The organism is Yoonia sp. I 8.24 (assembly GCF_022096995.1).
GTDB lineage: Bacteria > Pseudomonadota > Alphaproteobacteria > Rhodobacterales > Rhodobacteraceae > Yoonia.
Window position 1 is genome coordinate 330,995 of the sequence record NZ_JACXGQ010000003.1, and the last position, 24,372, is coordinate 355,366.

The following is a 24,372-nucleotide window of genomic DNA, read 5'->3' on the forward strand; positions in this document are numbered from 1 at the left end:
CTACTGGAACTGGGCGTTGACCGCGTCCACGGTAGCCTGATTGATATTCACGTCTGTGTCTTCTTGCAGCGCAGTTGCGTAGGCCGCGAAGATGTCTTGCGCGATGGCTTGGGTTGCGTTTTGCGCGATGCTGTCGATTTGTGCCGCTGTCAGTTCATCCGTTGTATCGGGTGCGGCAATCGCATCAAGCCGCAAGATCACGGCGCGGTCGCCCGCGTCTAGTACCGTGACATCACCCACCGCGCTTTCAAACAGGGTTTCGTTGAATGTGGCTGGCGTGCCTTCAACAAAACCGGTGCGGGTCAGGTTTTCGATGATTTCTGGGACCAAACCGACCGTATCGAACCCGGTCAACGGTTGGATGTCCGCAGCCAAAGTTTCTGCAAGTTCAAGCACTGCGTCTTGCTGAATTTTATCTTCGGCGCCTTGTTCGGCATCGGCGCGGACATCATCCAACGGCTGCACAGTCGGCGGGGTGATTCCGTCAAGGCGCAGTGCAAAGACACCGCCATCGGCCAAATCAATCAACTCAGCAAAGGCACCTTCCTGTGCCGCCGCAGCCGCGTCGCGAAAATTGTCGTAGGCTGCGATACCTTCTGCGATATCGGCTGTCCAATTGATGGTGCCAAGTTGCAGATCTGTGCGTTCGGCCAAATCTTCGAGCGTGGCCCCACCCGCGACAAGATCAAGGATCACGTCTGTGCTGTCGGAAATCACGCTGCGCGCGGCATCGGCAGCCAATTCATCGCGCAGTTGCGATGTGGCTTCTTCAAGCGAGGTTTCTTGTGCCGTCAAAACCGCGTTCATTCGGAAAATTGCAGGCCCAAGCGGTGAATTGAACGGGCCAACCACATCGCCTGCGACGGCCGCAAAAACCGCTTCGCCTGCAGCGCGCAGCTCTTCTTGGTCAACATCGCCCATATCAACATCGTTCAACGTCAGACCGCGTTCTGCCACCAGTTCGTCAAATGTGATTTCACCGGCGTCAAGGCGCGTGCGGGCATCATCTGCTTTGGCCGCGTCAAGGTAGACCAAACGCTCAACCAGTCGGCGTTCGGGCTGCATAAATTCCGCGATCCGGTCTTGGTACAGCTGTTCAATGGCGGTGTCGGTGACATCCATCTGATCTTGGATCATGTCAGGCGTGATCCAGACATAGGTAATGTCGCGGGTTTCGGGCAGGGTAAACGCCGCAGGGTTTGCGTCATAATAGGCTTGGATTTGTTCATCGGTTGCGCCGGGCAGGGGTGCAACCAGCATATCGGCGTCAACGACGGCCCATGTGGCGCTGCGTTCTTCTCCAATAAAGCCAATCAGGGTTTCGCCAAAAACATCCATTGTCGGCACGCCGCTCACAACGGCACCTTGCAGTAATGTGCGCGACATCTCATCGCGCAGGCTAGTTTCAAACGCGGCTTCGGATTGACCGGATTGTTGCAGTGACAGGCGGTAGCTATCGGCGTTAAACCCGTTTCCCGCTTGGAAGGCAGGGATCGCTTTGAGCTGATCAAAAACGCGTTCGTCACCAACGGACAGCCCAAGCTGGGTTGCCTCATTGTCAAGGGTTCGGTTGAGGATCACAGATTGTAAGGCCTGACGGTCGATGCCAAAACCAACGGCTTGTTGGAAAGTGATTTGAGCCCCAAATTGTTGGGAAATCGCCGAAATCTGTTGGTTGAGTTCGGTCTGATAGGCGTTGATCGGCACGTCTTTGTCACCAACTGTGCCAAGGCTACTGATGTTTCCGGTGAACCCGCCAGAGCCAAAGCCCGCCATGCCGACAAGCACAACACCAACGATGATCAATGGACCAACCCGATTTTTCTTTTTTTCTGACATGGTTCTTGCGTGCTCCGCCCTTGTGTTGGGCCATGAATACGGCCCCGGGCAGGTGGGTGCAAGGGTCAGTAAGACAGGTTTGACAGGCGATTGAACAAGGTTTCAACGCCCACGCGGTCAATATTGGCAAATGCGACACGGATTTGGGTTTCGCCGCCGGGTAGATCATCGGGCATGAACATCGTGCCGGGCAGCACAAGCACCCCCGCATCACGCACCAAAAGCGGGGCGAGATCGGCCGATGACATAGCAAACGGGTGTTTGAGATAGGCAAAATAGGCGCCACACCCCAAAAGCTCCCATCCTTTTGCAGACATCTGCGCGAAATTGTCGTTAATCGCGGCGCGGCGGTCCAAAATCTCTAAGCGTTCGCCAGCAAGCCATGCGTCAAGGTTTTGCATCCCCCAAAGCGCTGCATGTTGGCCCAATTGGTTGGGACAAATAGCGACCGTATCAAGGAACTTTTCAACCTCAGCCAATCGTGCCGCGCTCGCGACGATTGCACCAACACGGTGCCCGGTCAGGCGGTAGGCTTTGGAAAAGGAATAGAGCTGGATCAGCGTGTCGTCCCAATTTGGATCGACAAACAGATCGTGCGGCGCACCGCTGCGGCTATCAAAGTCACGGTAGGTTTCATCGACGATCAAGGCGATCCCGTGTTTGCGAGCCAGTTCGAGAAAGGCGCGTAGTGTTGCGGCCGGATATTCCACGCCACACGGGTTATTAGGAGAGACCAGTGCGATTGCACGGGTGCGCGGCGTGATCAACGCCGCTGCGGCCTTTGCATCAGGGATCATGCCGGGCCCGGTTTGTAAGGGTACTGTTTTTACGCCTGACATATCTAACCACATACGGTGATTAAAATAATAGGGAACAGGGATGATGACCTCGTCATCCTCGGCGCAGAGCGTGGCAATCGCGGCGGCGAAGGCTTGATTGCAACCAGAGGTGATGGCGACCTGATCCGCCGTGACATGCCCGCCATACGAATGCGACCAGCGCGTCGCGATTTCAGCGCGCAACGCGGGCAGGCCCAGAACCGGCCCATATAGATGTGCATCGGGATTGTTCAAAACAATCAGCGCCATTGCTTCGCGCAGCGGGGCGGGGGGCGGATCAACGGGCGCGGCTTGGCTAACGTTCAAAAGCGGCCGGTCGGCAGGGTGAGTTACCCCATCAAGCCAGCGGCGGGCCTCCATCACGGGCGGGGCAAATGTTGTCGCTGTGCGGGGCTGTGTCATGGTCTGATCCAATTGAGCGGCTGCGCCGCAAGTCATATTTGATTGGCCTGCGCTGCGGGCCTAGTCTGTCCCACGGTAGGGTTCGACATATTGCAACGCCATGTCCCAAGGGAAGAATATCCACGTGTCTTGGCTGACTTCGGTGATAAAAGTGTCAACCTGTGGCCGCCCCTTTGGTTTCGCGTAGACCGTTGCAAAATGCGCGTTTGGGTACATCTCGCGCACCAGTTCAAGCGTTTTGCCGCTGTCGACCAGATCATCGATAATCAAGATACCTGTGCCGTCGCCCATCAATTCGGCGTCCGGAGCTTTCAGGACTTTCGCCTCTGAGCGGTCTTGGTGGTCGTAGCTTTTGACGCTGATTGTATCGATTGTACGGATATCCAATTCGCGCGCCGCAATCATCGCTGGGGCCATACCGCCACGTGTAATTGCGACAATGGCTTTCCACGCCCCATCATCGGGCCCTTTGCCATCAAGACGCCATGCCAACGCCCGACTGTCGCGGTGGATTTGATCCCAGCTGATGTGAAAGCCTTTTTCATGCGGCAGGCGTGTGTCGGTCATCGTTACTTTCCTTATGGGCGGCGGCTATGTGGCAGCGATCTTGACACCAAGCAGGGCCAAAGTCGCGCCAAAACAGCGATCAATGATAGATTTGAGGCTTATGTAGCCTTGGCGCGATCTTTCAAGCGAAAAAATGCGCGCGACAAGAATGTTCCAAAGGGTTTCATTGGCAAAGATGATCAACAAGATCGCCAGATAGGCCCATAGACTTGTGCCCGCAGGGACCGTCCCCAATAGAATCGCGCTAATCAGAACCGCAGGTTTCGGATTTGCGAGCTGCGTGATCACGCCAAGTCGAAGCGCAGAGGCAGTGCTGCGCGGCGGGGCGTCTTGAACCCCGATATCCAAGGGCGCATCGGCCGTGCGCCACAGATTCCAAGCCATCCAAATCAAATAGGCGCCGCCGCAGATTTTTAGCAAGACGAGCAATGCGGGCGCGGTCTGAAACACAAACGACAACCCGCAAAGTGCCAAGAGCGCCCAAATCGCCCCGCCGATCCCGATTCCCACTGCGAGCATGGCACCGGTGCGCATGCCTTCGATAACACCCGTGCGCGCAGACATCACCACGGCGGGACCGGGGCTGATCGCGGCCAGCGCATGCAAAAGCCAAATCGTACCGAAGGCCGCGAATGTCATCGTTAGTCCTTCGAAATGTCCGGCGCGTCGACCGCTTTCATGCCAACCACATGATAGCCAGCGTCGACGTGCAACACCTCGCCGGTTACAGCGCTCCCCAAATCAGACAGGAGATAGAGCGCGGACTTGCCGACTTCTTCTTGGGTCACAGTACGACGCAATGGCGCGTTATACTCGTTCCACTTCATAATGAGCCGAAAATCGCCGATGCCGGATGCGGCCAAAGTCTTGATCGTACCTGCGCTGATTGCGTTCACGCGGATGTTGTCTTTGCCCAGATCTTCGGCAAGGTAACGCACCGATGCTTCAAGTGCTGCTTTCGCGACGCCCATGACATTATAGTGCGGCATGACTTTTTCGGCGCCGTAATATGTAAGTGTCAGGCATGATCCGCCATCGTTCATCATCTTTTCGGCGCGGTTCACGACAGCAGTGAACGAATAAACCGAGATATCCATTGACATGAGGAAGTTGTCGCGGCTGGTATCAACATAGCGTCCGCGCAGCTCATTTTTGTCCGAAAAGCCAATGGCATGTACGACGAAGTCCAGCTTGCCCCAACGTTCTTCCAGCGCGGCGAACAATGTATCGATCGACGCTTCATCACCAACATCACAGGGCAAGACAATGTCGGACCCCAAGGAGGCGGCCAGCGGATCTACGCGCTTTTTCAGGGCATCCCCTTGGTAGGAAAATGCAAGCTCAGCCCCGGCGTCAGCACATGATTTTGCGATCCCCCAAGCGATGGATTTATCGTTGGCAAGACCCATAATAAGCCCGCGTTTGCCCTTCATCAGCTGTGACGTCATTGCTGCAATTCCTTTGGCTGCATAAATAAAAAGTTAGCCTCGTTTAGGCGATTGCACAGTTGGCAGCAAGCTTTTGAGCAATTGGTCTAAAGAGGTTGCCAGACCGTCGGATTGACCCTAAGCCTATCGAGGTGATTTTTGGAGTGTGTTTCGACATGGCAGACAGGGACGGCATTTTTGCGGGCGAAGACCCGTTTGTTATTGCACGTCAATGGCTTGATACCGCACGCGTGAGCGAACCGACCGATCCGAATGCGATTGCACTTGCGAGCGTGGATGCAACAGGTTTACCTAACGTCCGTATGGTCTTGCTTAAGGAGATTGAGCCGGCTGCATTTGTGTTTTACACCAACTATGAAAGCCGCAAGGCGCAAGAGATTGAGCAGGCAGGAAAAGCCGCGTTTGTTCTGCACTGGAAGTCGCTCGCGCGGCAGATTAGGGTACGTGGAACAGTCGTTCGTGAGGACGGCGAAATTGCTGACGTATACTATAAGTCTCGGTCGCTCAAAAGTCGGCTAGGGGCTTGGGCATCGCATCAGTCGCAGCCTTTGTCATCGCGGACTGCGTTGATGGCGCAGGTCGCGAAAGTTACAGCGCAACAGGGGGCGGACCCGGGACGACCGCCTTTTTGGGGCGGGTTTCGGATTGTGCCAGTTGAGATCGAGTTTTGGTCTGATGGCGCATTTAGGTTGCATGACCGGTTTCGCTGGTCGCGCAATACGGTTAAGGAGCCGTGGAACATAGAAAGATTATGCCCATAGATTTTGGGCTGAATGAAATGTATGGTTAAAGCTAGTTTGGTATTTGGTTGCGATCGGGACAAAAAATTAAGAATGAACAGGGGCAACGTGAGTTGTGCCTGAGGGGAAGACGAATGGAAACGCAGGGCACAACGGACCAGCAACGTGTCATAGGATTGGTAAAGTGGTTTGACCCAGCAAAGGGATTCGGCTTTGTTGTTTCTGACCAAGGCGGGTCCGATATTTTGCTGCACGCCAATGTTTTGCGCAACTTTGGGCAAGGGTCCGTTGTTGACGGGTCGGTGATCGAGATTGCCGTGCAAGATACGCAACGTGGGCTGCAAGCGACCGAGGTGTTATCGATTACGCCGCCAGAGATGGAAACTGCGGTGCCGCTCAAAGACATGGAAGAATTTTCGCCAGAAGACATTGCATTGCGTGCCATAGAACCCGCGCGCGTGAAATGGTTCGACAAGGCCAAAGGATTTGGCTTTGCGAATATCTTTGGCAATGACGATGATGTCTTTATCCATATCGAGGTATTGCGCCGGTCAGGCCTATCCGATCTTCAATCGGGCGAGGCGATCGGGCTGCGGCTCGTTGATGGCGAACGTGGCCGGATGGCAATAGAAGTCGTCGGCTGGGAAGTTGCGGCCCGGTGAGAGCTGCGTTTGCCGTTATTGGATTAGCCTTCTGCGCCCAAGCAGCATCGGCGGCTTGTTCGCCTGATCGCGTCACCGTAGGTGGCGATTGGGGGCAGGCGCATTTCCACGTCACAGTCGCTGACGACAATGCGGAACGCGCCCAAGGCCTCATGTTTGTTGAACAGATGCCCATTATGACGGGCATGTTGTTTGTCTATGAACATCCTCAAAGCGTTAGCTTTTGGATGCGTAACACATTGATTCCCCTTGATATGCTATTTGTCGCCCCAGACGGTGAAATCCTCGCGATTCACGAAAACGCGGTGCCGCTTGATACGACACCGATTCCCGGTGGTGACGGCGTGCAGATGGTTCTTGAGATAAACGGGGGGCTTTCTTCGCGTTTAGGGATCGTGGCGGGCGATGTTTTGCAGCATCCCAGCTTTGGCGCACAAGCAATTTTGCCTTGTGATGAAAAGAGTGACGATTAGGTCTTTTCAAATCAGTTCACCGCGTTTAGAGAAAGCGCAGTCGGGGCGTAGCGCAGCCTGGTAGCGCATCTGTTTTGGGAACAGAGGGTCGGGAGTTCGAATCTCTCCGCCCCGACCACTAAGTCCAAGTTTGGACCTGAACGTCGGATCGCCGCAAGGTCGTCCGGCGGTTCCATTTTCGCCCCATATTTACGCGCAGTATCGCCCCGCCATGGATGGTTCCGGGGGATATGCTTCATTTGATTTGTTAAGAATTTTTACTAAGTCAGCCGAACCAAACGGCTTTCTGGTTTTGCACAGCAATTAAGATTCTGTGGACAAAACGGGGGATGAATCGGTGCACCATTTTCCAATGTGGCGGAAAGGGGCCGTCAACTATTTTAATCTGTATTTTGTGTTAAAAATGCGTTGACCCACTAGGGCTAGATGCGCCAGTTTGTGCGGGCAGATCGATGGTGCACAATATGTGGTGTCGATTTAACCGGGGGCGGTTCTTCAGGCGGGCGTCATGCCATTTGCAAATATATGCGTGTTTCAGGCTTCGGCCTGACAGGATTTTTGCGGCCAATTGGACCCCCGGATGCATGTTTTAGGTACCGCGTAAGTGGTTGGGATCAAGTTTTTTGCTGCAACGTCAGCATGTCGATAAAATCAGGGGCAGACAGATGAAAATCGAACGTAATTTCACACAATCAGATCAAGATGCATATGCGGCGCTGGAGTTCAAATCCACGACGTCAGAGATTCGCAATCCTGACGGCACAATTGTGTTTAAACTTGATGACTGTGAAATTCCGGGCGGTTGGAGCCAGGTTGCCTCTGACGTGATTGCGCAGAAATACTTCCGTAAAGCGGGTGTGCCTTCTGTACTCAAAAAGGTGAAAGAAAAGGGCGTGCCCTCTTTCCTTTGGCGGTCTGTTCCTGGCAAAGACGCGACGTTTGGCGGCGAAACATCGGCCAAGCAAGTTTTCGACCGTCTGGCCGGCGCTTGGACCTATTGGGGCTGGAAGGGCGGCTATTTCTCATCCGAGGAAGACGCGCGCACCTATTTCGATGAAATGCGTTATATGTTGGCGACGCAGCGCGCGGCACCCAACAGCCCGCAGTGGTTCAACACGGGTCTGCACTGGGCATATGGTATCGATGGGCCAGCACAGGGCCACTACTACGTGGATTATCAAACGGGTGAGCTGACAAAATCTGCCTCTAGCTACGAGCACCCGCAGCCGCATGCCTGTTTTATCCAATCAGTCGAAGACGATTTGGTCAACGAAGGTGGCATCATGGATCTTTGGGTCCGCGAAGCGCGTCTGTTCAAATATGGATCCGGCACCGGCACCAACTTCTCATCTCTGCGCGGCGCAGGAGAGCCCCTGTCAGGGGGCGGTAAGTCATCTGGCTTGATGGGGTTCCTCAAAATCGGTGACCGCGCCGCAGGGGCGATCAAATCTGGCGGCACGACGCGCCGGGCTGCCAAAATGGTCATCGTCGATTCCGATCACCCTGATATCGAAGAGTTCATCAACTGGAAGGTCATCGAGGAACAAAAAGTTGCCAGCATCGTGGCCGGGTCTAAGATGCACGAACGCTACCTGAATGACATCTTTGCGGCGATCCAAGCGTGGGATGGTACCGCAGATGGCGCTTATGATACCAAGTCGAATGACGCATTGGCCAAGGCTGTGCGCGCGGCGAAAAAATCGGCGATCCCAGAGACATACATCAAACGTGTGCTGGATTACGCAAAGCAGGGCCACACCAGCATTGAATTCCCAACCTATGACACCGATTGGGATTCGGAAGCCTATTCATCGGTCTCTGGTCAAAACTCCAACAACTCGATCCGCGTCACCGATGCTTTTTTAAAGGCTGTCGAAGACGACGCCGATTGGAAGCTGATCAACCGCAAAAATGGTGAGGTCGCCAAGATCATCAAAGCCCGCGATCTGTGGGAACAAGTGGGTCATGCCGCATGGGCCTGTGCCGATCCGGGCATTCAGTATCACGACACGGTCAACGCCTGGCACACATGCCCCGCAGATGGCGAAATTCGCGGTTCAAATCCTTGTTCCGAATATATGTTCTTGGACGACACGGCTTGTAACCTTGCGTCGATGAACCTGCTGACATTCTACAAAGACGGTGAATTCCAAGTCGAAGACTACATGCACGCCACACGCCTGTGGACAGTGACATTGGAAATCTCTGTGATGATGGCGCAGTTCCCATCCAAAGAAATCGCGCAGCGGTCTTATGACTTCCGCACGCTTGGCCTTGGCTATGCCAACATCGGCGGGCTCTTGATGAACATGGGCTTTGGTTATGACAGCGACGAAGGACGGTCTATGGGTGCGGCGCTGACGGCGATTATGACAGGTGTGTCTTATGCAACTTCCGCCGAAATCGCTGGCGAATTGGGTGCATTCCCGGGCTATGCGAAAAACGCGAAACATATGCTGCGCGTCATCAAAAACCACCGTCAGGCGGCCTTGGGTAAAACGACAGGTTACGACAATCTGGACGTCAAACCTGTTCCACTCGACCATAAAAACTGCCCCGATCAGCGTTTGATCGCATTGGCCGTGTCTGCATGGGACGAAGCATTGGAGCTGGGCGAACAGCACGGCTACCGCAACGCCCAAGTATCGGTGATCGCGCCAACTGGCACCATCGGTTTGGTCATGGATTGCGATACAACAGGGATTGAACCTGACTTTGCACTGGTGAAATTCAAAAAGCTCGCAGGCGGCGGCTACTTTAAGATCATCAACCAATCTGTGCCCGCAGCGCTTGAGAAAATCGGTTATGGCCCGGCGCAGATCGAAGAGATCATTTCATACGCAGTCGGTCACGGCACCATCGGTCAAGCGCCCGCGATTAACCATACCTCGTTGATTGGACACGGCTTTGGCCAAGAAGAAATTGACAAGGTCGAAGCGGCGCTTGCCTCTGCTTTCGATATTCGTTTCGTGTTCAACCAATGGACCTTGGGCGAAGATTTCTGCACCAAGACGCTGGGCATCCCGGCTGAAAAGCTGAACGACCCAACATTCGATTTGCTACGTCACCTTGGCTATTCCAAGCAAGACATTGAGGCCGCAAACGACCACGTCTGTGGGACAATGACGCTCGAAGGTGCGCCATTCCTCAAAGAAGAGCACTACAACATCTTTGATTGCGCCAACCCATGCGGCAAAAAAGGTAAACGTTATCTGAGCGTTGATAGCCACATCTATATGATGGCCGCAGCGCAGTCGTTTATCTCTGGTGCGATCTCTAAAACGATCAACATGCCAAACGACGCGACAATCGAAGACTGCCAAAAGGCCTATGAATTGTCATGGTCTTTGGGTGTAAAGGCAAACGCACTGTACCGCGATGGATCAAAACTGTCGCAGCCTTTGGCCTCTGCCTTGGTCGAAGATGATGATGAGGCAGCGGAAACACTTGAAACCGGGACACCGCAGGAAAAGGCTGCCGTTCTGGCCGAAAAGGTGATTGAAAAGGTCATCATCCAAGAGGTCCGCAACCGCGAACGCGAAAAGATGCCACAACGCCGCAAAGGCTATACGCAAAAGGCGATCGTTGGCGGCCACAAAGTATACCTGCGCACCGGTGAATACGAAGACGGTAACCTTGGTGAAATCTTCATTGACATGCACAAAGAAGGTGCCGGGTTCCGCGCGATGATGAACAACTTTGCCATCGCGGTATCGGTTGGGCTGCAATACGGTGTGCCGCTCGAAGAGTTCGTCGATGCGTTCACATTCACCAAGTTTGAACCAGCGGGCATGGTCCAAGGCAACGACAGCATCAAAAACGCGACCTCGATCCTTGATTACATCTTCCGCGAATTGGCGGTGTCTTATCTGGATCGCACCGATTTGGCGCATGTGAAACCCGAAGGGGCGGCGTTTGACGACATCGGTCGCGGCGAGGAAGAAGGGGTATCAAACGTACAAACCCCAACAGAAACCGCGGCGTCACGGTCATTGGAAGTGCTCAAGCAGATTTCATCGACAGGCTACCTGCGTAAGCGGATGCCAAATGATCTGGTCGTTATGCGCGGAGCGAGCGAAGAAACCGCAGAGATTTCTGTGCAGACAATCGCCACCGAAACCACCTCTGAAACCGCAATCAGCACAGGGACTGTCAGCATTTCGGCCCGTGATAAGGCAAAAATGCAGGGCTATGAGGGTGATCCTTGCGGCGAATGCGGCAACTACACATTGGTGCGCAACGGGACTTGCATGAAATGCAACACCTGCGGCGGCACATCGGGCTGTAGCTGATGGAACATGCGTTCGAAATTGCGGGCATCCGCTGTGATGCCAATGAAATCCGCTTGCGTGGACGCAGTGTCGAGGCGCAGTTTGCGCCCGATGCTGCAGGGCCGCTCACCGATGCGTTTTCCAATAACATGGCGGTCGCATTCCTTGGGGCTTCCGCGATGAACGCACTTTATTCCGTTGATGCAATTGAAACTGAAAACGGAGCCTGCCGCGCCGTGTTTTCAATGCATTAACACAGTAATCCGGGGCGGATGCGTTCGCCCTTGGTGCCGATCAGGCCACAGGCAAAAAATCAGAGCGGTATAAATACTGAGCCTGATCAGCAAGACTTTAGGGGGGCAATGCCCTCCTTTTTTTTGCGTGATTTTCAACAAGGTATGGTTTTCGTGCCTTTGTGATAATTTGAAGCTATTCTATGATATGAAAAGTAAATTTTAGGAGATTTTTCAATGCAGTGCCACGAAGTTGATTATGAGATTTTCGGCGATGATATGCAGATCGTCGAAGTGGAATTAGACCCGCAAGAAACAGTGATCGCCGAAGCGGGCGCCATGAATTACATGGAAGACGGCATCGCGTTCGTGTCCAAAATGGGTGACGGGACAACGCCAACCAAGGGCGTGATGGGCGCGCTTTTGAACGTGGGTAAACGTGTGTTGACCGGCGAATCAATCTTTCTGACGCACTTTTCAAACGACGGGCAGGGCAAAAAGCGCGTGGCATTTGCGGCCCCTTATCCCGGTAAAATTATCCCCGTCGATATGACCACTGTCGGCGGTGAATTGATCTGTCAAAAAGATGCGTTCCTATGTGCGGCCTTTGGCACCACAACCGATATCGCGTTCCAAAAGAAACTGGGTGCTGGGTTCTTTGGCGGTGAAGGGTTTATCTTGCAGCGTCTACGTGGCGACGGCATGGCATTCATTCACGTCGGCGGCACGGTAATCAAACGCGAATTGCAACCGGGTGAAGTGTTGCGCGTCGACACGGGGTGTATCGCGGCGTTTGACGCAGGTGTGACTTACGACATCGAACGTGCGGGCAATCTCAAATCTATGGTGTTCGGCGGCGAAGGCTTGTTTCTTGCCACGCTACGCGGCCCCGGCACAGTGTATCTGCAAAGCCTGCCATTCTCGCGCCTCGCTGATCGCATTCTGCGCGCGGCAGGGCCGGGCGGCAACAAGGGCGAAGGATCGGTTTTGGGCGGTCTTGGCGATATGTTCGGCGACCGCTAACGCGGGATGTCAAAGCCGGGTTCTGCAAGGTGGAACCCGGCAAAATCGAACCCCGGCGACACGGTGCAGCTGACCAATGTCCAATCACCCGTTGTGGCTGCGGCCTGCCAGTGATTTTCTGGCACAATGATTTGCGGGGCTTGGTCACCCAACACATCCGGACCTAGGATATGATCGACCGCTGGCCCTTGGTCGGTGGCGGATAGGCTTAGCATAATCGGCGCGCCAGCGTGATAGAGCCAAATTTCGGTCGCATCAACACGGTGCCAATGGCTGCTTTCGCCATCTTTCAGCAAAAAATAGATGCAAGTGCCTGTTGGTCGCCCGTTATTTTCTGCAATCCAAGTTTGACGATAGTAGCCGCCTTCCGGATGGGGCTGTAGGTTCAGCTTCTTAATGATCGCATCAGCTGTCATTTGAGCACCGGAATATGCGCGGCGGCTGTGATCGGGAGTTGACCCGCGAGCCGTGGATCCTCTGCAACTTCAACCTTTTGCAGGATTATTTTAAATCCAGAGCGGCGGTAAAACCCTAATGCTTGCGGGCTGTCAAAGGTACAGGTGTGAAGATGCATCCGTTGAATGGGGCGTGAAAACCCGCGCGAAAGCGCATGGCCCATCATCGCGCGCCCCAATCCTTTGCCGACCGCAGCTGGAATCAGGCCAAAGAACGCCAATTCGCTTGTGTCTGCGGTACGGTGATCAATCTCGACCAGCCCCACATCCGCGCCATGATGTTGAAGCGTCCAGAGTTCATAATCAGGGTGGTGCAGCACGGCCGTTAGCGCGTCATCATCCATCTTGAGCCGCGAGAGCCAAAGCCAGTCTTCGCCCACGGCCCGAAACATGCCTCGATACCAATCCGGCGCGGCATGCGTGTGTCGATGAAACGCATATCCCGCCGGTAGCGGAGCATCAGCAGCCTGCGGTGGCGACGTCATCTCGAGGTAGGTTACAATTGTTGCGACCATGCCGCGCGGAATTTGGTGAAAGCCGGGGTTTATCACTATATCTACTTCCAATTAGTAAAACCGATCACGAGTTTGCTTTGCTAGTTTGATAGCGAAAATTAGTATGGATAGTAGGAAATAGGCAACGGCACCTGAGCCAATGCCAACGAAAATTGGATATGCTGGATATGTCGATAAGAAATAAACGTTTGACGAATTTCTTTCGAGTGAAACTATACTAGGAGAAAACAAAACCCAATATGTGATCCAAAGAATACAAATATTGATGAGAACACCAAAGATGGCCCGCCAATTCATGGGGACATAGCCCCCAGATGCTCTCCATTCACGCAGGTAGATAGTGAGGTACACGCCTGTTGATATTATTGATGCGATCAAACTCCATGGTAATACCGCAAGGTAGATATCACCGGATGCACCATCAATTGATTGAAGATTTCTGTGCCGAATCTCGCAAGATTCACAGATTCTTATGATCAATTCTGGGTAATAGAGAAATTTGATGCCAATAAGACCAGAATAAACAAGGCTTCCAAATATGAACAGCACGGCCGTGAAGGGCAACGTGAACCTGTTAAAGAAGCTAGAAGTCTTGCTTTGCAGGTTAGGGTATTCGTCGATTTCCATCGGATAATTATGCGGGTTGTTCAAAAAACTCTTAAACATCAATTTTCCAAATGGTTGAACTGCCTACGAAATTTGTGATCATTTGGTCAGAATTGCGTATCGGGAAGGTTACCCCGCGCAACCAACCGGTGCGCGGGGCAGTTATTTAGCCTTTTAGAATCGAACGGCCTGCGTAAGTCGCTGTTTCGCCGAGTAGTTCTTCGATGCGGATCAGCTGGTTGTATTTCGCCAGACGGTCAGAGCGTGACAGCGAGCCGGTTTTGATCTGGCCGCAGTTTGTGGCGACCGCAAGGTCTGCGATTGTCGCGTCTTCGGTTTCGCCAGAACGGTGTGACATCACATTGGTGAACTGTGCACGGTGCGCCATATCAACGGCTTGCAGGGTTTCTGTCAGCGTGCCGATTTGGTTGACCTTGACCAGCATTGAGTTGGCTGAGCCTTTGGCGATACCGTCCGCCAGACGGGCAGGGTTGGTCACAAACAGGTCGTCACCGACCAGCTGCACCTTGTCGCCGATCATGTCGGTCAGGGCTTTCCAGCCGTCCCAGTCATCTTCGTCCATGCCATCTTCGATGCTGATGATCGGGTAGTCGGTGGCGAGCTTGGCAAGGTAGGCGGCGTTTTCTTCAGACGTGAGTGACACGCCTTCACCAACCATTTCATATTTGCCGTCTTTAAAGTATTCCGTCGCTGCACAATCAAGCGCGAGATAGATATCTTCGCCCGGTTTGTAGCCCGCTTTTTCAATCGATGTCATAATGAAATCAAGTGCTTCGCGTGTAGAGCCAAGGTTGGGCGCGAACCCACCTTCGTCGCCGATGCCTGTGTTGTGGCCGGCAGTGGACAGTTCTTTTTTCAGCGTATGGAACACTTCGGACCCCATGCGCACCGCTTCGCGGATATTTGCGGCGGATACGGGCATGATCATAAATTCTTGGATGTCGATCGGGTTATCCGCATGTTCGCCACCGTTAATGATGTTCATCATCGGCACGGGCAGGGTGCGGGCGGATGTGCCACCGATATAGCGGAATAGCGGTTGTGCTGTGAAATCTGCGGCCGCTTTGGCCACGGCCATAGAGACACCCAAGATTGCGTTCGCGCCAAGGCGGGCCTTGTTCGGGGTGCCGTCAAGTTCGATCATCGCCATGTCGATAGCGACCTGTTCAGTCGCATCGAAGCCAAGGATCGCTTCGGCGATTTCGCCATTTACGGCTGCTACGGCTTCGAGCACACCTTTGCCCATGTAACGGGCTTTGTCGCCGTCGCGTTTTTCAACGGCTTCATGCGCGCCGGTTGAGGCGCCAGACGGCACAGCTGCACGGCCCATAGTGCCATCTTCAAGGATCACGTCCACCTCAACGGTTGGGTTCCCCCGGCTGTCAAGAATTTCGCGGGCGTGGATATCGATGATGGTGCTCATTTTGTGCTCCGTAGCTGGTATGTTAGCGGTATCATGTGTTCTATAGCGTGGGTTTTGACGCAAGGGAAGTGCGGCGCAACCGGGCTTCGCGCCAAAGAGTGTAGATGCCGGATGTAACAATAATTGCAGCACCCAAAAGGGTCAACGCATCGATCGTTTCATCAAAGACGATGATCCCAATGGCGAGCGCGAAGACAAGCCGCGTGTAGCGGAAGGGCGCGATCAATGACATCTGCCCAATCCGCGTTGCGCCGACCAGCATGTAATAGGCGATCACCCCAACAAGCACTGCACCGCCAAGCCGTGCGATATCTGTTGGGCCGGGCATCACAGGCGTTGTGCCGCTGACAAATAGCACGATTGCCCCCATCGGGACCAAGATTAGGAACGCATATGTCGAAATCTGTCGTGATGTGACGGTGCTGGGCACGCGCCGGGTGGCAAGGTCGCGGATCGCAAGCCCAATGACGCCTTGCACGGCAAATAAGGAATTCGCGTCAAACCCATCAAGGCCCGGACGCAACACAAGTAAGACGCCCCCCAATCCAATTGTCACCGCAACCCAGCGTCGCCAGCCGACAGTTTCGCCCAAGAAAAGCGCCGCACCTATCGTGACCGCCAATGGGGTTGCCTGCAAAATCGCCGAAGCTGATGAAATGGGGGTCAGCGCGACCGCTGTCACAAACCCAAAGGTGCCAATGACTTCACCGACGTTGCGAATAAGCACAGCAGGATGCAGCAGATCGCGCGACCACAATGCATCCCCATAGCGCTGCGCGAGAACGGCAAATATGACACCACCGCCCGCGCCTAAGATCATCAGGATTTGCCCGACGTGCAACGCATCCGCGATCAGTTTGATAAACATGTCTTCAAAGGCGAAGCCAAGCATGGCTGCGACCATCAAGATGCTGCCGCGAATATTGTCCATTTGTGCGCCTCGATCGGAATGTCTTGAATCGCATACGCCTGCTTGCTTCCAATGCAAAGCCACGATCGTATCAAATCAGCATGGTTTTGGGCGGGGTCTACCCTTTTTTGATTGGTACGGCGTATAGCTCCAACCGGTGGCCCTTCAGCTCATATCCCAGTTTGGCGGCGATCCGTTCTTGCAGGGCTTCGATGTCAGGGTCCACGAATTCGATCACCTCGCCTGAATGCATGTCGATCAGATGGTCATGATGGTCCCGGTCCGCGGCTTCGTAACGGGCACGCCCGTCGCCAAATTCATGCTTTTCAAGAATGCCGGTTTCCTCGAACAGTTTGACGGTCCGGTACACGGTGGCAAGCGAAATGCCCGCATCCTCAGCCGAGGCGCGTGCGTATAATTCTTCGACATCTGGATGGTCAGTCGCAGCCTCAAGCACGCCCGCAATGGTGCGGCGCTGGTCGGTCATGCGCAGGCCATTGGCTTCGCAACGTTCAAGAATTGTGGATTTCATCGGCAACTCGGTCTGTGGTCATAGGGTAGATACCGTTAAAGCCAGCGGGTTTCCAGCCGTGACGCGGATCTAAAACCACTTGATCCACCGTAGGATCGCATAGGTCGCGGCCCCCAAACCCACCATGAGCGCGCAAAGGATCAAAAATGCGTCCGGATGGTCCACCCAAGGCATGCCGCCGACGTTGACCCCCAACAGCCCAGTGATAAAGCTGAGCGGCAGGAAAATCGCCGCCACAACAGATAGCGTATAACCGTTGCGCGCGATCCGCGCCTCTTGGGTGATGTCGATATGGGCGGAAAGGGCGCGCAGCCGGTCGCGTACCTCTTCGACTTCTTCGACAGAGCGCATCGCGCGATTGGCCGTGTCGCGCATACGGTTGCGCAAACTGTCGGTCAAAACCCCACCGTGATTGATTGCCAAAGCGCCCAGCGCATCCTTTAGCGGCCCAATGTGGCGTCGCAAACGGATGGCGGTGCGTTGCAGGTCAAACAGGTCGGGCACATCGGAGGCCCCGGTTTGGTAAACGCCGTCCTCCATCGCGTCAGCGCGTTCTTCAAGATCGACTGACACTTTTTCAACCCGCTCAACGATGTCTTCGGCTATACGGGTGATGAGATTGCCAGGGGCCGCAGGACAATCGCCATCGGCAATTTGTATTGCAAGCGTATCTACTGTCTTCACCGGCAATCTGCGCACGCTGATCACCAAACGCGGGGTGATCCAAAGCCGGAGCGACACCATATTCGCAAGCTCTTGCCCGTCATTCAGGTTGATCCCCCGCAGTGTCAGCACGATCCCTTTTTCGTCATCGTCCATATGCGGGCGGGTCTTTGCGGCCAACAATGCGCGCGCGGCGCGTGGCGGCAGCGCGTCATCACACCATGCGCGCAGATGCGGATCAGCAAGATCAAAATGCAGCCAGCGATAGGCGATCTTATCGTCCACCTCAGTGGAAATCGCACCGGCGGGGGCGGATGTGCCGTCCAGGCCAATGTCATAGGCGTGTAATGGGTTAGGTAACAAGCCGCCCCTCCATCACGCGCACTGCGGTGCCGCTGATCGTTACAGGGGCGGGGCGTTGGTTTTGTGTGGTCGCTGTGATTAGTGACGGGCGCCCCATCTTGACGCCTTGTGTGATCGTCAGGTTTTGGGGTGCGTCCAGAACTTCAGTCAATAAAGCCGCCAATGTGGCTGCGGCGCTGCCTGTGGCCGGGTCTTCTGGGATTTTATCCAAAGCGGCGAACATGCGCGCATCGATCTGGCCGCCTTCACGCACATAGGCATAGATCGCAAAATCTAAGCTGGCGGGGTGTTTTTGCGCACCTTCACGTATTGCATCAAGATTGGGCGCACAGGCCGCAAGGCTATCTGCGCTATCCAATGCGACAATCACAAACGTGAGCCCAAGGCTCGCTTGCACGGGCAGGTGGGTCGTTGTGTCGATGGCCGTTTCCGGCAGCCCCAGCGCCGCTGCAACCAAGGCAACATCAGGCAAGCTGATCCGTTCAAGCGCTGCGCTTGTTACAAAGGACGCGGTATCGCCTGCAAAGGAACAGGGGATTGGGCCGACCCCAAGTTCCAGCACCATTTCCCCGCTATGCCCTTGGTCGCGTAGCGCGATTGCGGTGCCAATTGTCGGATGCCCGGCAAAGGCGATCTCCATCGTCGGGGTAAATATGCGCACCTTGGCCGTATGTGCGGGATCATTGGGCGGGTAGACAAACGTGGTTTCCGAAAAGTTAAATTCACGGGCGATTTGTTGAAGGTCACCTTCGGGAATGGCGCGCGCATCCGGAATCACAGCCAGTTGGTTACCGCCAAAGCGGCTTTGGGTGAACACGTCGTAGACAAGATAATCGGTCATTGCGGCAGCTCCGGTTCGCGGCCGACTTTTGCGGCCACCCGCGTGATGGTTAACCCTTGGACGATGATTGAAAACACGACGACGACATAGGTCGCAGTCAGGATCAGCGGTTTCCATTCGCTATCGGGCAAGGAGAGGGCGAGCGCCACAGATATCCCGCCTTTCAGGCCCCCCCAAGTCATGATGGGGATTACCCCGGACGAAAAGCTGCGAAAGGGTTTAAGCATAAGAACCGGCACCGCAACCGCCGCCAAACGCGCGACAAGCGCCAGCGCGATGGAGGCCACGCCGGTGACGATAAAGCTAGTGTCAAACGCCACGGCAAACACCTCTACCCCGATCATCAAGAACAGGACGGCGTTCAAAATCTCGTCGATGAGTTTCCAGAAAGCATCGACATAAAGCCGGGTTTCTTCGGACATGCCAAATTTTGTCCCCACATCGCCAATCAGCAGCCCAGCGCAAACCGCCATGATGGGGGCGGACACATGCAGATAAACCGCCAATTCGTAACCGCCAAACGCAAGGCCAAGCGTGATGAGAACCTCGAGCGAATAATCATCAATCCGGCGCATCACCCGAAAGGTTAACCAGCCAAGAACAACGCCCAGCACCGCGCCGCCCAATGCTTCTTGGACAAACAGCTCAATCGCTGCCGCGGCGCCGCTGCCATGACTGTCACCATGTGGAAAGGCCAACCCAACAAGGATCAAGAAAACCACATAGGCAACGCCGTCGTTAAACAGGCTTTCGCCAGCGATCTTTGTTTCCAACGATTTCGGCAGGTCCGCTTCGCGCAAAACCCCCAATACAGCCACTGGGTCCGTGGGTGAAATCAGCGATCCGAACACCAATGCCGTCAGAAGCGGCATGCCCGTGAGCCAAGAAAAGCCATAGCCAACAATCGTGGTCGATAGGGCGATCCCGATGGTAGCCATCAGTGCGACAGGCACCCATTCGCGGCGCAGGTCTGAGATTTTGACGTGCAACGCCCCGGCAAACAGTAACAGCCCCAACATGCCTTCGAGCAGCGCATCAGAAAAATCGATGCTCAGCACAGTATTGCGCACCGTGTCTTCCAGCCCAAAGCTTGGCATCGCGAAATCAAGGATCATGACACAAAACGACGCGAGCAATGAAACAACCAAAATGCCAATCGCCGCAGGAAGCCGTAAAAACAGATAGTTGATCGACCCAAACGCCCCTGCAAGAACAATGAGAAGCGATGTAATTTGCAAGAGTGTCATGAATATATCCTATGGCCTTCGGCAATTGTTAACAGGTCGCCGCACGCCCGGCTAGAATATCTTCAGCCAGCTTCCTCCCAATTGCCGCGCGGTTGCGCCGCAGCCAAGTTTGAACCGGGCGAGGCCGGGCGCGTGATAGGTGTCGACAGACCCCAAATCGAGTTGTCGGACGCCGCTGCGTGCCAATGACATACTTGCCGCTATCAGTATCCGATGGTGCGCCCTAGATTGGCGCCCCAATGCGTTTGTCCAGCCCAGATGATAGGTGGCGCAGCCGCCGTGGCGCAGAAATAGCATCGCTGCGATTGGAGTATTCCCACGCGCGGCGGTCCAGACCGAGACGTCATCGGGTGCAATATCTGCATAGGCTTTGATGATACTATGGGGCAGGGCACGAAAGCGTTTTTCGCGTTGCTGCAGCAGATCGGCATCGAGCAACCATTGATGCACCAGTGCATCAAACGGGGTGCTTTTGATATTGAATGGCTGTTTTTGTGCGCCGCGCCAAATGTTGCGCCATTTGCCGTGCATCTGCGCGGCCATAACGTCTTGATCCGTTGAAAGCGCGAGTTCTGCCACGGTCGCGGGGGTCATGATTTGGCGGTATCCAGCTTTGCGCAGGGCTTGTCGGTCGCCGCCGTTGCTATTGATCAAACGTAAATGCGCTGTGCGGAGCGCGTGGGCGTCAGGCGGGGCGGTCCAAATTGGCCCGCGCGGCGCAAAGGCGATACCAAAACGTTTGATCACCTGCACGGGGGCTGCGCCGGGGATATCTGCGGTTGTTACTGTCGCGCCAACGCGGCGGAGTGCCTGTCTGTAGTGCGGATGTTGTTGCAACGGCAAAATCATAGGCTGTGTTAAGCCATTGGAAACCTAAGACGTGGTTAATGATGCCATGAAAAAACGTGCCAACTCTGTCGCAGGCGTGATTGCGCCCCCACCTCGCCCAACAGCATTGGGGGCGGCCATGGTGGCCGCCCTCATTTCATTCCCCGTGGGAATCACATTGTTTACAGTGGATTTACTGTTGCTTTAGCCAAGTTGAACCAAAGCATGGCGTTTTTTCCCAGCGCTCAGCTTGATCGGGGTTGCCAGTGCGTCCGCATCAATGATCAAGCCGGGGTTTTCCAAAGGGGCATCGTTCAAACGTGCGCCGTTTTCGCCGATCAAACGCTTAGCGTCTTTACCGCTTTTGGACAGACCTGCGCGCACAAACAATTGCACGATGGAAATGCCATCGCCCAAATCATCCACCGATAGGGTCACAGTGGGTAGGTCATCGCCAACACCGCCTTTTTCAAACACTTCGCGTGCAGTGGCTTCGGCGGCTTGCGCCGCTTCGGCCCCGTGCAGCAGGGTTGTGACCTCATTGGCGAGGATGATTTTCGCGGCGTTGATCTCAGATCCTTCGAGCGCGCCCAGACGGTCGCATTCTTCGACAGGCAGTTCTGTGTAGAGCTTGAGGAAACGGCCCGTGTCGGCATCGGTTGTGTTGCGCCAGAACTGCCAGAATTCATAGGGTGACAGCATTTCAGGGTTCAGCCAAACCGCGCCAGATTGCGATTTGCCCATCTTTTTGCCGTCAGATGTGGTCAATAGCGGCGATGTCAGGCCAAAAATCTGATGATCCAACACACGGCGCGTTAGGTCGATCCCGTTGACGATATTGCCCCATTGGTCCGATCCACCCATTTGCAGCACGCAGCCGTAGCGGCGGTTCAGCTCTAGGAAATCATAGGCCTGCAAGATCATGTAGTTGAACTCAAGGAAGGACAGCGATTGTTCCCGGTCGAGCCGCGATTTCACGCTTTCAAACGCAAGCATCCGGTTAATCGAGAAATGCCGCCCGATGTCGCGCAGAAAATCAAGGTAATTCAACCCGTCCAGCCATTCGGCGTTATTGATCATCATCGCGCCATTTGGTGCATCCGAGTAGTCAAGGTAAGCAGAAAAAACCTGACGGATACCTGCGATATTGGCGTCGATCTGCTCAGGCCCCAAAAGCGGGCGCTCATCTGCGCGAAACGATGGATCGCCCACCTTTGTCGTGCCGCCGCCCATCAGGGTAATCGGTTTGTGGCCCGTTTTTTGAAGCCAGCGCAGCATCATGATTTGGATCAGCGATCCCACGTGCAATGATTTTGCCGTCGCATCAAAGCCGATATAGGCAGGAACAACACCGTTGGAGAGCGCCTCATCAAGCGCCTGATAATCTGTGCAATCGGCCAAAAAGCCGCGCGACATCATTACAGACATAAATTCAGATTTCGGATGGTAGGTCATTGGCTTGTTCCTGCGGTGGTCTCGGTGCACTCTATAGTCAGGTCACGGCCCAAGGGAAAGTCTATGTTGAAATCTGGATTTATGCGTGCGCTTGGCACGATGTCGGGCACGTCTTTGGACGGGGTCGATGCGGCTGTGCTGGACACTGATGGGATCAATATCGCAGGTTTTGGCCCCATCGATTATCGCGCCTATACTGATGCAGAACGTGCGGTACTAAGCGGGCATCTGGGGCGTTGGCATGATAATGATGTCATCGAATGCGCCAAAGTGGTCGAGGCCGCCCATATCGCCGTGATGGCCCCGTTTGAGGATGTTGATATCGCAGGGTTTCATGGGCAGACATTGGCGCATGACCCGGGTGGGCGCGGCACACACCAATGCGGTAACGGTCAGCATTTGGCAGATGCCTTGGATATTCCTGTCGCTTGGGATTTTCGCACCGAGGATGTGGTTTCAGGTGGGCAGGGTGCGCCGCTTTCTCCGTTTTATCATTTTGCATTGGCGAAATGGATTGGGGCGACAGCCCCGGTTGCATTTTTGAACCTTGGCGGTGTCGGCAACATTACTTGGGTCGATCCGCACTATGATGATCCCGCAGAGCCCGGGGCGTTGGTCGCCTTTGACACGGGCCCCGCAAACGCGCCCATCAATGATGTAATGCAGGCGCGCCGTGGTGTTGCCTATGATAAAGACGGGGCCTTGGCGGCAACGGGTACCGCCGACGCGGAAATTATCGCTCAGTTTCTAACGCATCCTTATTTTGCGCGCCCTTTACCAAAGTCACTGGATCGGGATGCGTTTTCTGGCTTGATCGACAGTGTGGCTCATCTTTCTGATGCCGATGCGGTCGCGACACTGACACAAGCTGTGGCGGCAAGCGTGGCTCATGCCGTGGCCCAATGCCCGGCACCAACAACCCAACTATTGGTCTGCGGCGGCGGGCGAAATAACGCGGCGATGATGCGCGCGATCTCGGGTGCATTGCAAACTGACGTCGTGCCGGTCGAGGCCGTCGGTATGAACGGTGATATGCTTGAAGCGCAAGCTTTTGCGTTTTTAGCCGTGCGTGTGGCGCGCGGATTGTCTTTGTCCGCCCCCGGAACAACCGGGGTTGCCGCGCCCGTTTCCGGGGGGCGAGTCGCGAAACCGACAGATTCACCGCTCGAGCAGAGTGCTGGTGTTTCGCTCGACCTGTAAACGCCTTGCGCTTCACGGCGAAGTGATTTGGTTGTGCGGATATTCGCCTTGTTTTTATGGCAATTAGCTCTTTTTCGCTGACCCTATTCACAGGGCTGTGAGACGGTATTGAACGATGTCCATAAAAGAGTAGATGTGTGGACACGACCACAATCCACAAAGGAAGAAACCAAAATGATGAATACATTGAAACTGGTTCGTTTGAGCATGATCGCGACGCCATTGGCACTGGCTGCAGGCATGGCATCTGCTGGCGGACTATCTGAACCTGTTGAAACCGTTGCACCAACTCCGGTACCCGTAGCAGCCCCTACGCCGATGATGCATGATGGTGATTGGACTGGCTTTTATGCTGGTGGCCAAATTGGTTACGGGTCAGTCGAATCTGATGATCTGACTGACGACATCGAAGGCGCAACATATGGTGTTCACGGCGGTTATATGCATGACTTTGGGTCATGGGTACTGGGTGCTGAATTGGATATCGACGGTACAGATGCAGAATCGTCAGCTGACGACGTCGAAATTGACTCTATCGCGCGGGCAAAACTGCGCGTCGGGTATGATGCTGGCGATTGGCTACCATATTTCACCGCTGGTGTTGCGCAGGCTGAGGTGGACTTTGCCGGTACAGATCTTTCGGACACTGGCAGCTTTGCAGGTTTGGGCGCGGAATACCGTGTGAGCGACAGTCTGCGTGTTGGTGGCGAAGTTCTTCAGCACCAATTCGACGACTTTGATGGCACAGGTTTTGACTTCGATGCAACGACTGTTGCAGCACGCGTTTCGTTCCAGTTCTAATCCCCGAACTGGCGC

At 54.7% G+C, this 24,372-nt stretch carries 23 protein-coding genes and 1 tRNA gene; 9 read left to right on the forward strand and 15 right to left on the reverse strand.

The features are described from left to right. From Yoon_RS07415 to fabI, 5 genes are all read right to left on the reverse strand, one after another. Positions 1-1,839 carry a peptidylprolyl isomerase gene (locus Yoon_RS07415; RefSeq protein WP_238111487.1) on the reverse strand — a complete coding sequence of 613 codons (1,839 nt, stop codon included), beginning with the start codon at positions 1,837-1,839 and terminating at the stop codon, positions 1-3. 65 nt (positions 1,840-1,904) lie between these two features. Next, positions 1,905-3,080 carry an aminotransferase gene (locus tag Yoon_RS07420; RefSeq protein ID WP_238111488.1) on the reverse strand — a complete coding sequence of 392 codons (1,176 nt, stop codon included), beginning with the start codon at positions 3,078-3,080 and terminating at the stop codon, positions 1,905-1,907. A gap of 60 nt (positions 3,081-3,140) precedes the next feature. Further along, the gene (gene gpt / locus Yoon_RS07425) at positions 3,141-3,647 is read right to left on the reverse strand and encodes a xanthine phosphoribosyltransferase (RefSeq protein ID WP_113775965.1); all 507 of its coding nucleotides are present in this window, start codon (positions 3,645-3,647) and stop codon (positions 3,141-3,143) included. 24 nt (positions 3,648-3,671) lie between these two features. Then, on the reverse strand, positions 3,672-4,286 hold the full coding sequence (locus Yoon_RS07430; protein WP_238111490.1) for a LysE family translocator: 615 nt from the start codon (positions 4,284-4,286) through the stop codon (positions 3,672-3,674). Positions 4,287-4,288: 2 nt separating this feature from the next. Further along, positions 4,289-5,095, reverse strand: a complete 807-nt coding sequence (gene fabI, locus Yoon_RS07435; RefSeq protein WP_238111491.1) for an enoyl-ACP reductase FabI — start codon at positions 5,093-5,095, stop codon at positions 4,289-4,291. A gap of 155 nt (positions 5,096-5,250) precedes the next feature. Between fabI and pdxH the strand changes: the two genes are divergently transcribed. The 7 genes from pdxH to Yoon_RS07470 all read left to right on the forward strand — a co-directional run bounded on the left by pdxH (position 5,251) and on the right by Yoon_RS07470 (position 12,497). Beyond that, a complete protein-coding gene (gene pdxH / locus Yoon_RS07440; RefSeq protein ID WP_238111492.1) occupies positions 5,251-5,856 on the forward strand; it encodes a pyridoxamine 5'-phosphate oxidase in 606 nt (201 codons plus the stop codon). A gap of 113 nt (positions 5,857-5,969) precedes the next feature. Continuing rightward, positions 5,970-6,497, forward strand: a complete 528-nt coding sequence (locus tag Yoon_RS07445; RefSeq protein ID WP_238111493.1) for a cold-shock protein — start codon at positions 5,970-5,972, stop codon at positions 6,495-6,497. Beyond that, positions 6,494-6,970 (forward strand): DUF192 domain-containing protein, encoded by a 477-nt coding sequence (locus Yoon_RS07450; protein ID WP_238111494.1) that lies wholly within the window; start codon positions 6,494-6,496, stop codon positions 6,968-6,970. The genes Yoon_RS07445 and Yoon_RS07450 overlap by 4 nt, the downstream gene beginning before the upstream one ends. Positions 6,971-7,011: 41 nt before the next feature. Next, a tRNA-Pro gene (locus Yoon_RS07455) sits at positions 7,012-7,088 on the forward strand. 547 nt (positions 7,089-7,635) lie between these two features. Further along, on the forward strand, positions 7,636-11,262 hold the full coding sequence (locus Yoon_RS07460) for a vitamin B12-dependent ribonucleotide reductase (RefSeq protein WP_238111495.1): 3,627 nt from the start codon (positions 7,636-7,638) through the stop codon (positions 11,260-11,262). Then, positions 11,262-11,495: a hypothetical protein gene (locus Yoon_RS07465; RefSeq protein WP_113775959.1), complete on the forward strand. Its 234-nt coding sequence runs from the start codon at positions 11,262-11,264 to the stop codon at positions 11,493-11,495. Before Yoon_RS07460 ends, Yoon_RS07465 begins: the two co-directional genes overlap by 1 nt. A gap of 216 nt (positions 11,496-11,711) precedes the next feature. Beyond that, on the forward strand, positions 11,712-12,497 hold the full coding sequence (locus Yoon_RS07470) for a TIGR00266 family protein (RefSeq protein WP_238111496.1): 786 nt from the start codon (positions 11,712-11,714) through the stop codon (positions 12,495-12,497). Here Yoon_RS07470 and Yoon_RS07475 read toward each other — a convergent pair. The 10 genes from Yoon_RS07475 to tyrS form a co-directional block, all read right to left on the reverse strand. Then, a complete protein-coding gene (locus tag Yoon_RS07475; RefSeq protein WP_238111497.1) occupies positions 12,494-12,913 on the reverse strand; it encodes a cupin domain-containing protein in 420 nt (139 codons plus the stop codon). The two genes, Yoon_RS07470 and Yoon_RS07475, sit on opposite strands and share 4 nt — an antisense overlap. Next, a complete protein-coding gene (locus Yoon_RS07480) occupies positions 12,910-13,503 on the reverse strand; it encodes a GNAT family N-acetyltransferase (protein WP_238111498.1) in 594 nt (197 codons plus the stop codon). The genes Yoon_RS07475 and Yoon_RS07480 overlap by 4 nt, the downstream gene beginning before the upstream one ends. A gap of 736 nt (positions 13,504-14,239) precedes the next feature. After that, on the reverse strand, positions 14,240-15,517 hold the full coding sequence (eno, locus tag Yoon_RS07485; protein WP_238111499.1) for a phosphopyruvate hydratase: 1,278 nt from the start codon (positions 15,515-15,517) through the stop codon (positions 14,240-14,242). A gap of 40 nt (positions 15,518-15,557) precedes the next feature. Further along, on the reverse strand, positions 15,558-16,448 hold the full coding sequence (locus Yoon_RS07490) for a DMT family transporter (RefSeq protein WP_238111500.1): 891 nt from the start codon (positions 16,446-16,448) through the stop codon (positions 15,558-15,560). 97 nt (positions 16,449-16,545) lie between these two features. Further along, entirely contained in the window at positions 16,546-16,959 is a 414-nt protein-coding gene (locus Yoon_RS07495; RefSeq protein ID WP_238111502.1) for a Fur family transcriptional regulator, read from the reverse strand. Positions 16,960-17,028: 69 nt separating this feature from the next. Then, positions 17,029-17,985, reverse strand: coding sequence for a CorA family divalent cation transporter (locus Yoon_RS07500; RefSeq protein ID WP_238111503.1), 957 nt, complete (start codon positions 17,983-17,985; stop codon positions 17,029-17,031). After that, entirely contained in the window at positions 17,975-18,826 is an 852-nt protein-coding gene (locus Yoon_RS07505) for a PhzF family phenazine biosynthesis protein (protein WP_238111504.1), read from the reverse strand. The genes Yoon_RS07500 and Yoon_RS07505 overlap by 11 nt, the downstream gene beginning before the upstream one ends. Next, complete coding sequence (locus Yoon_RS07510; RefSeq protein WP_238111505.1) at positions 18,823-20,073, reverse strand: sodium:proton antiporter; 1,251 nt, start codon at positions 20,071-20,073, stop codon at positions 18,823-18,825. Before Yoon_RS07510 ends, Yoon_RS07505 begins: the two co-directional genes overlap by 4 nt. A gap of 51 nt (positions 20,074-20,124) precedes the next feature. Continuing rightward, positions 20,125-20,922, reverse strand: a complete 798-nt coding sequence (locus Yoon_RS07515; protein ID WP_238111506.1) for a GNAT family N-acetyltransferase — start codon at positions 20,920-20,922, stop codon at positions 20,125-20,127. Between the two features lie 183 nt (positions 20,923-21,105). Continuing rightward, positions 21,106-22,356, reverse strand: a complete 1,251-nt coding sequence (gene tyrS / locus Yoon_RS07520; protein WP_238111507.1) for a tyrosine--tRNA ligase — start codon at positions 22,354-22,356, stop codon at positions 21,106-21,108. A 63-nt stretch (positions 22,357-22,419) separates the two neighbouring features. Here tyrS and Yoon_RS07525 point away from each other — a divergent pair, with 63 nt between their 5' ends. Beyond that, positions 22,420-23,556, forward strand: a complete 1,137-nt coding sequence (locus Yoon_RS07525; protein ID WP_238111508.1) for an anhydro-N-acetylmuramic acid kinase — start codon at positions 22,420-22,422, stop codon at positions 23,554-23,556. Between the two features lie 174 nt (positions 23,557-23,730). Then, entirely contained in the window at positions 23,731-24,357 is a 627-nt protein-coding gene (locus Yoon_RS07530; RefSeq protein WP_238111509.1) for an outer membrane protein, read from the forward strand. Positions 24,358-24,372: the final 15 nt, after the last annotated feature.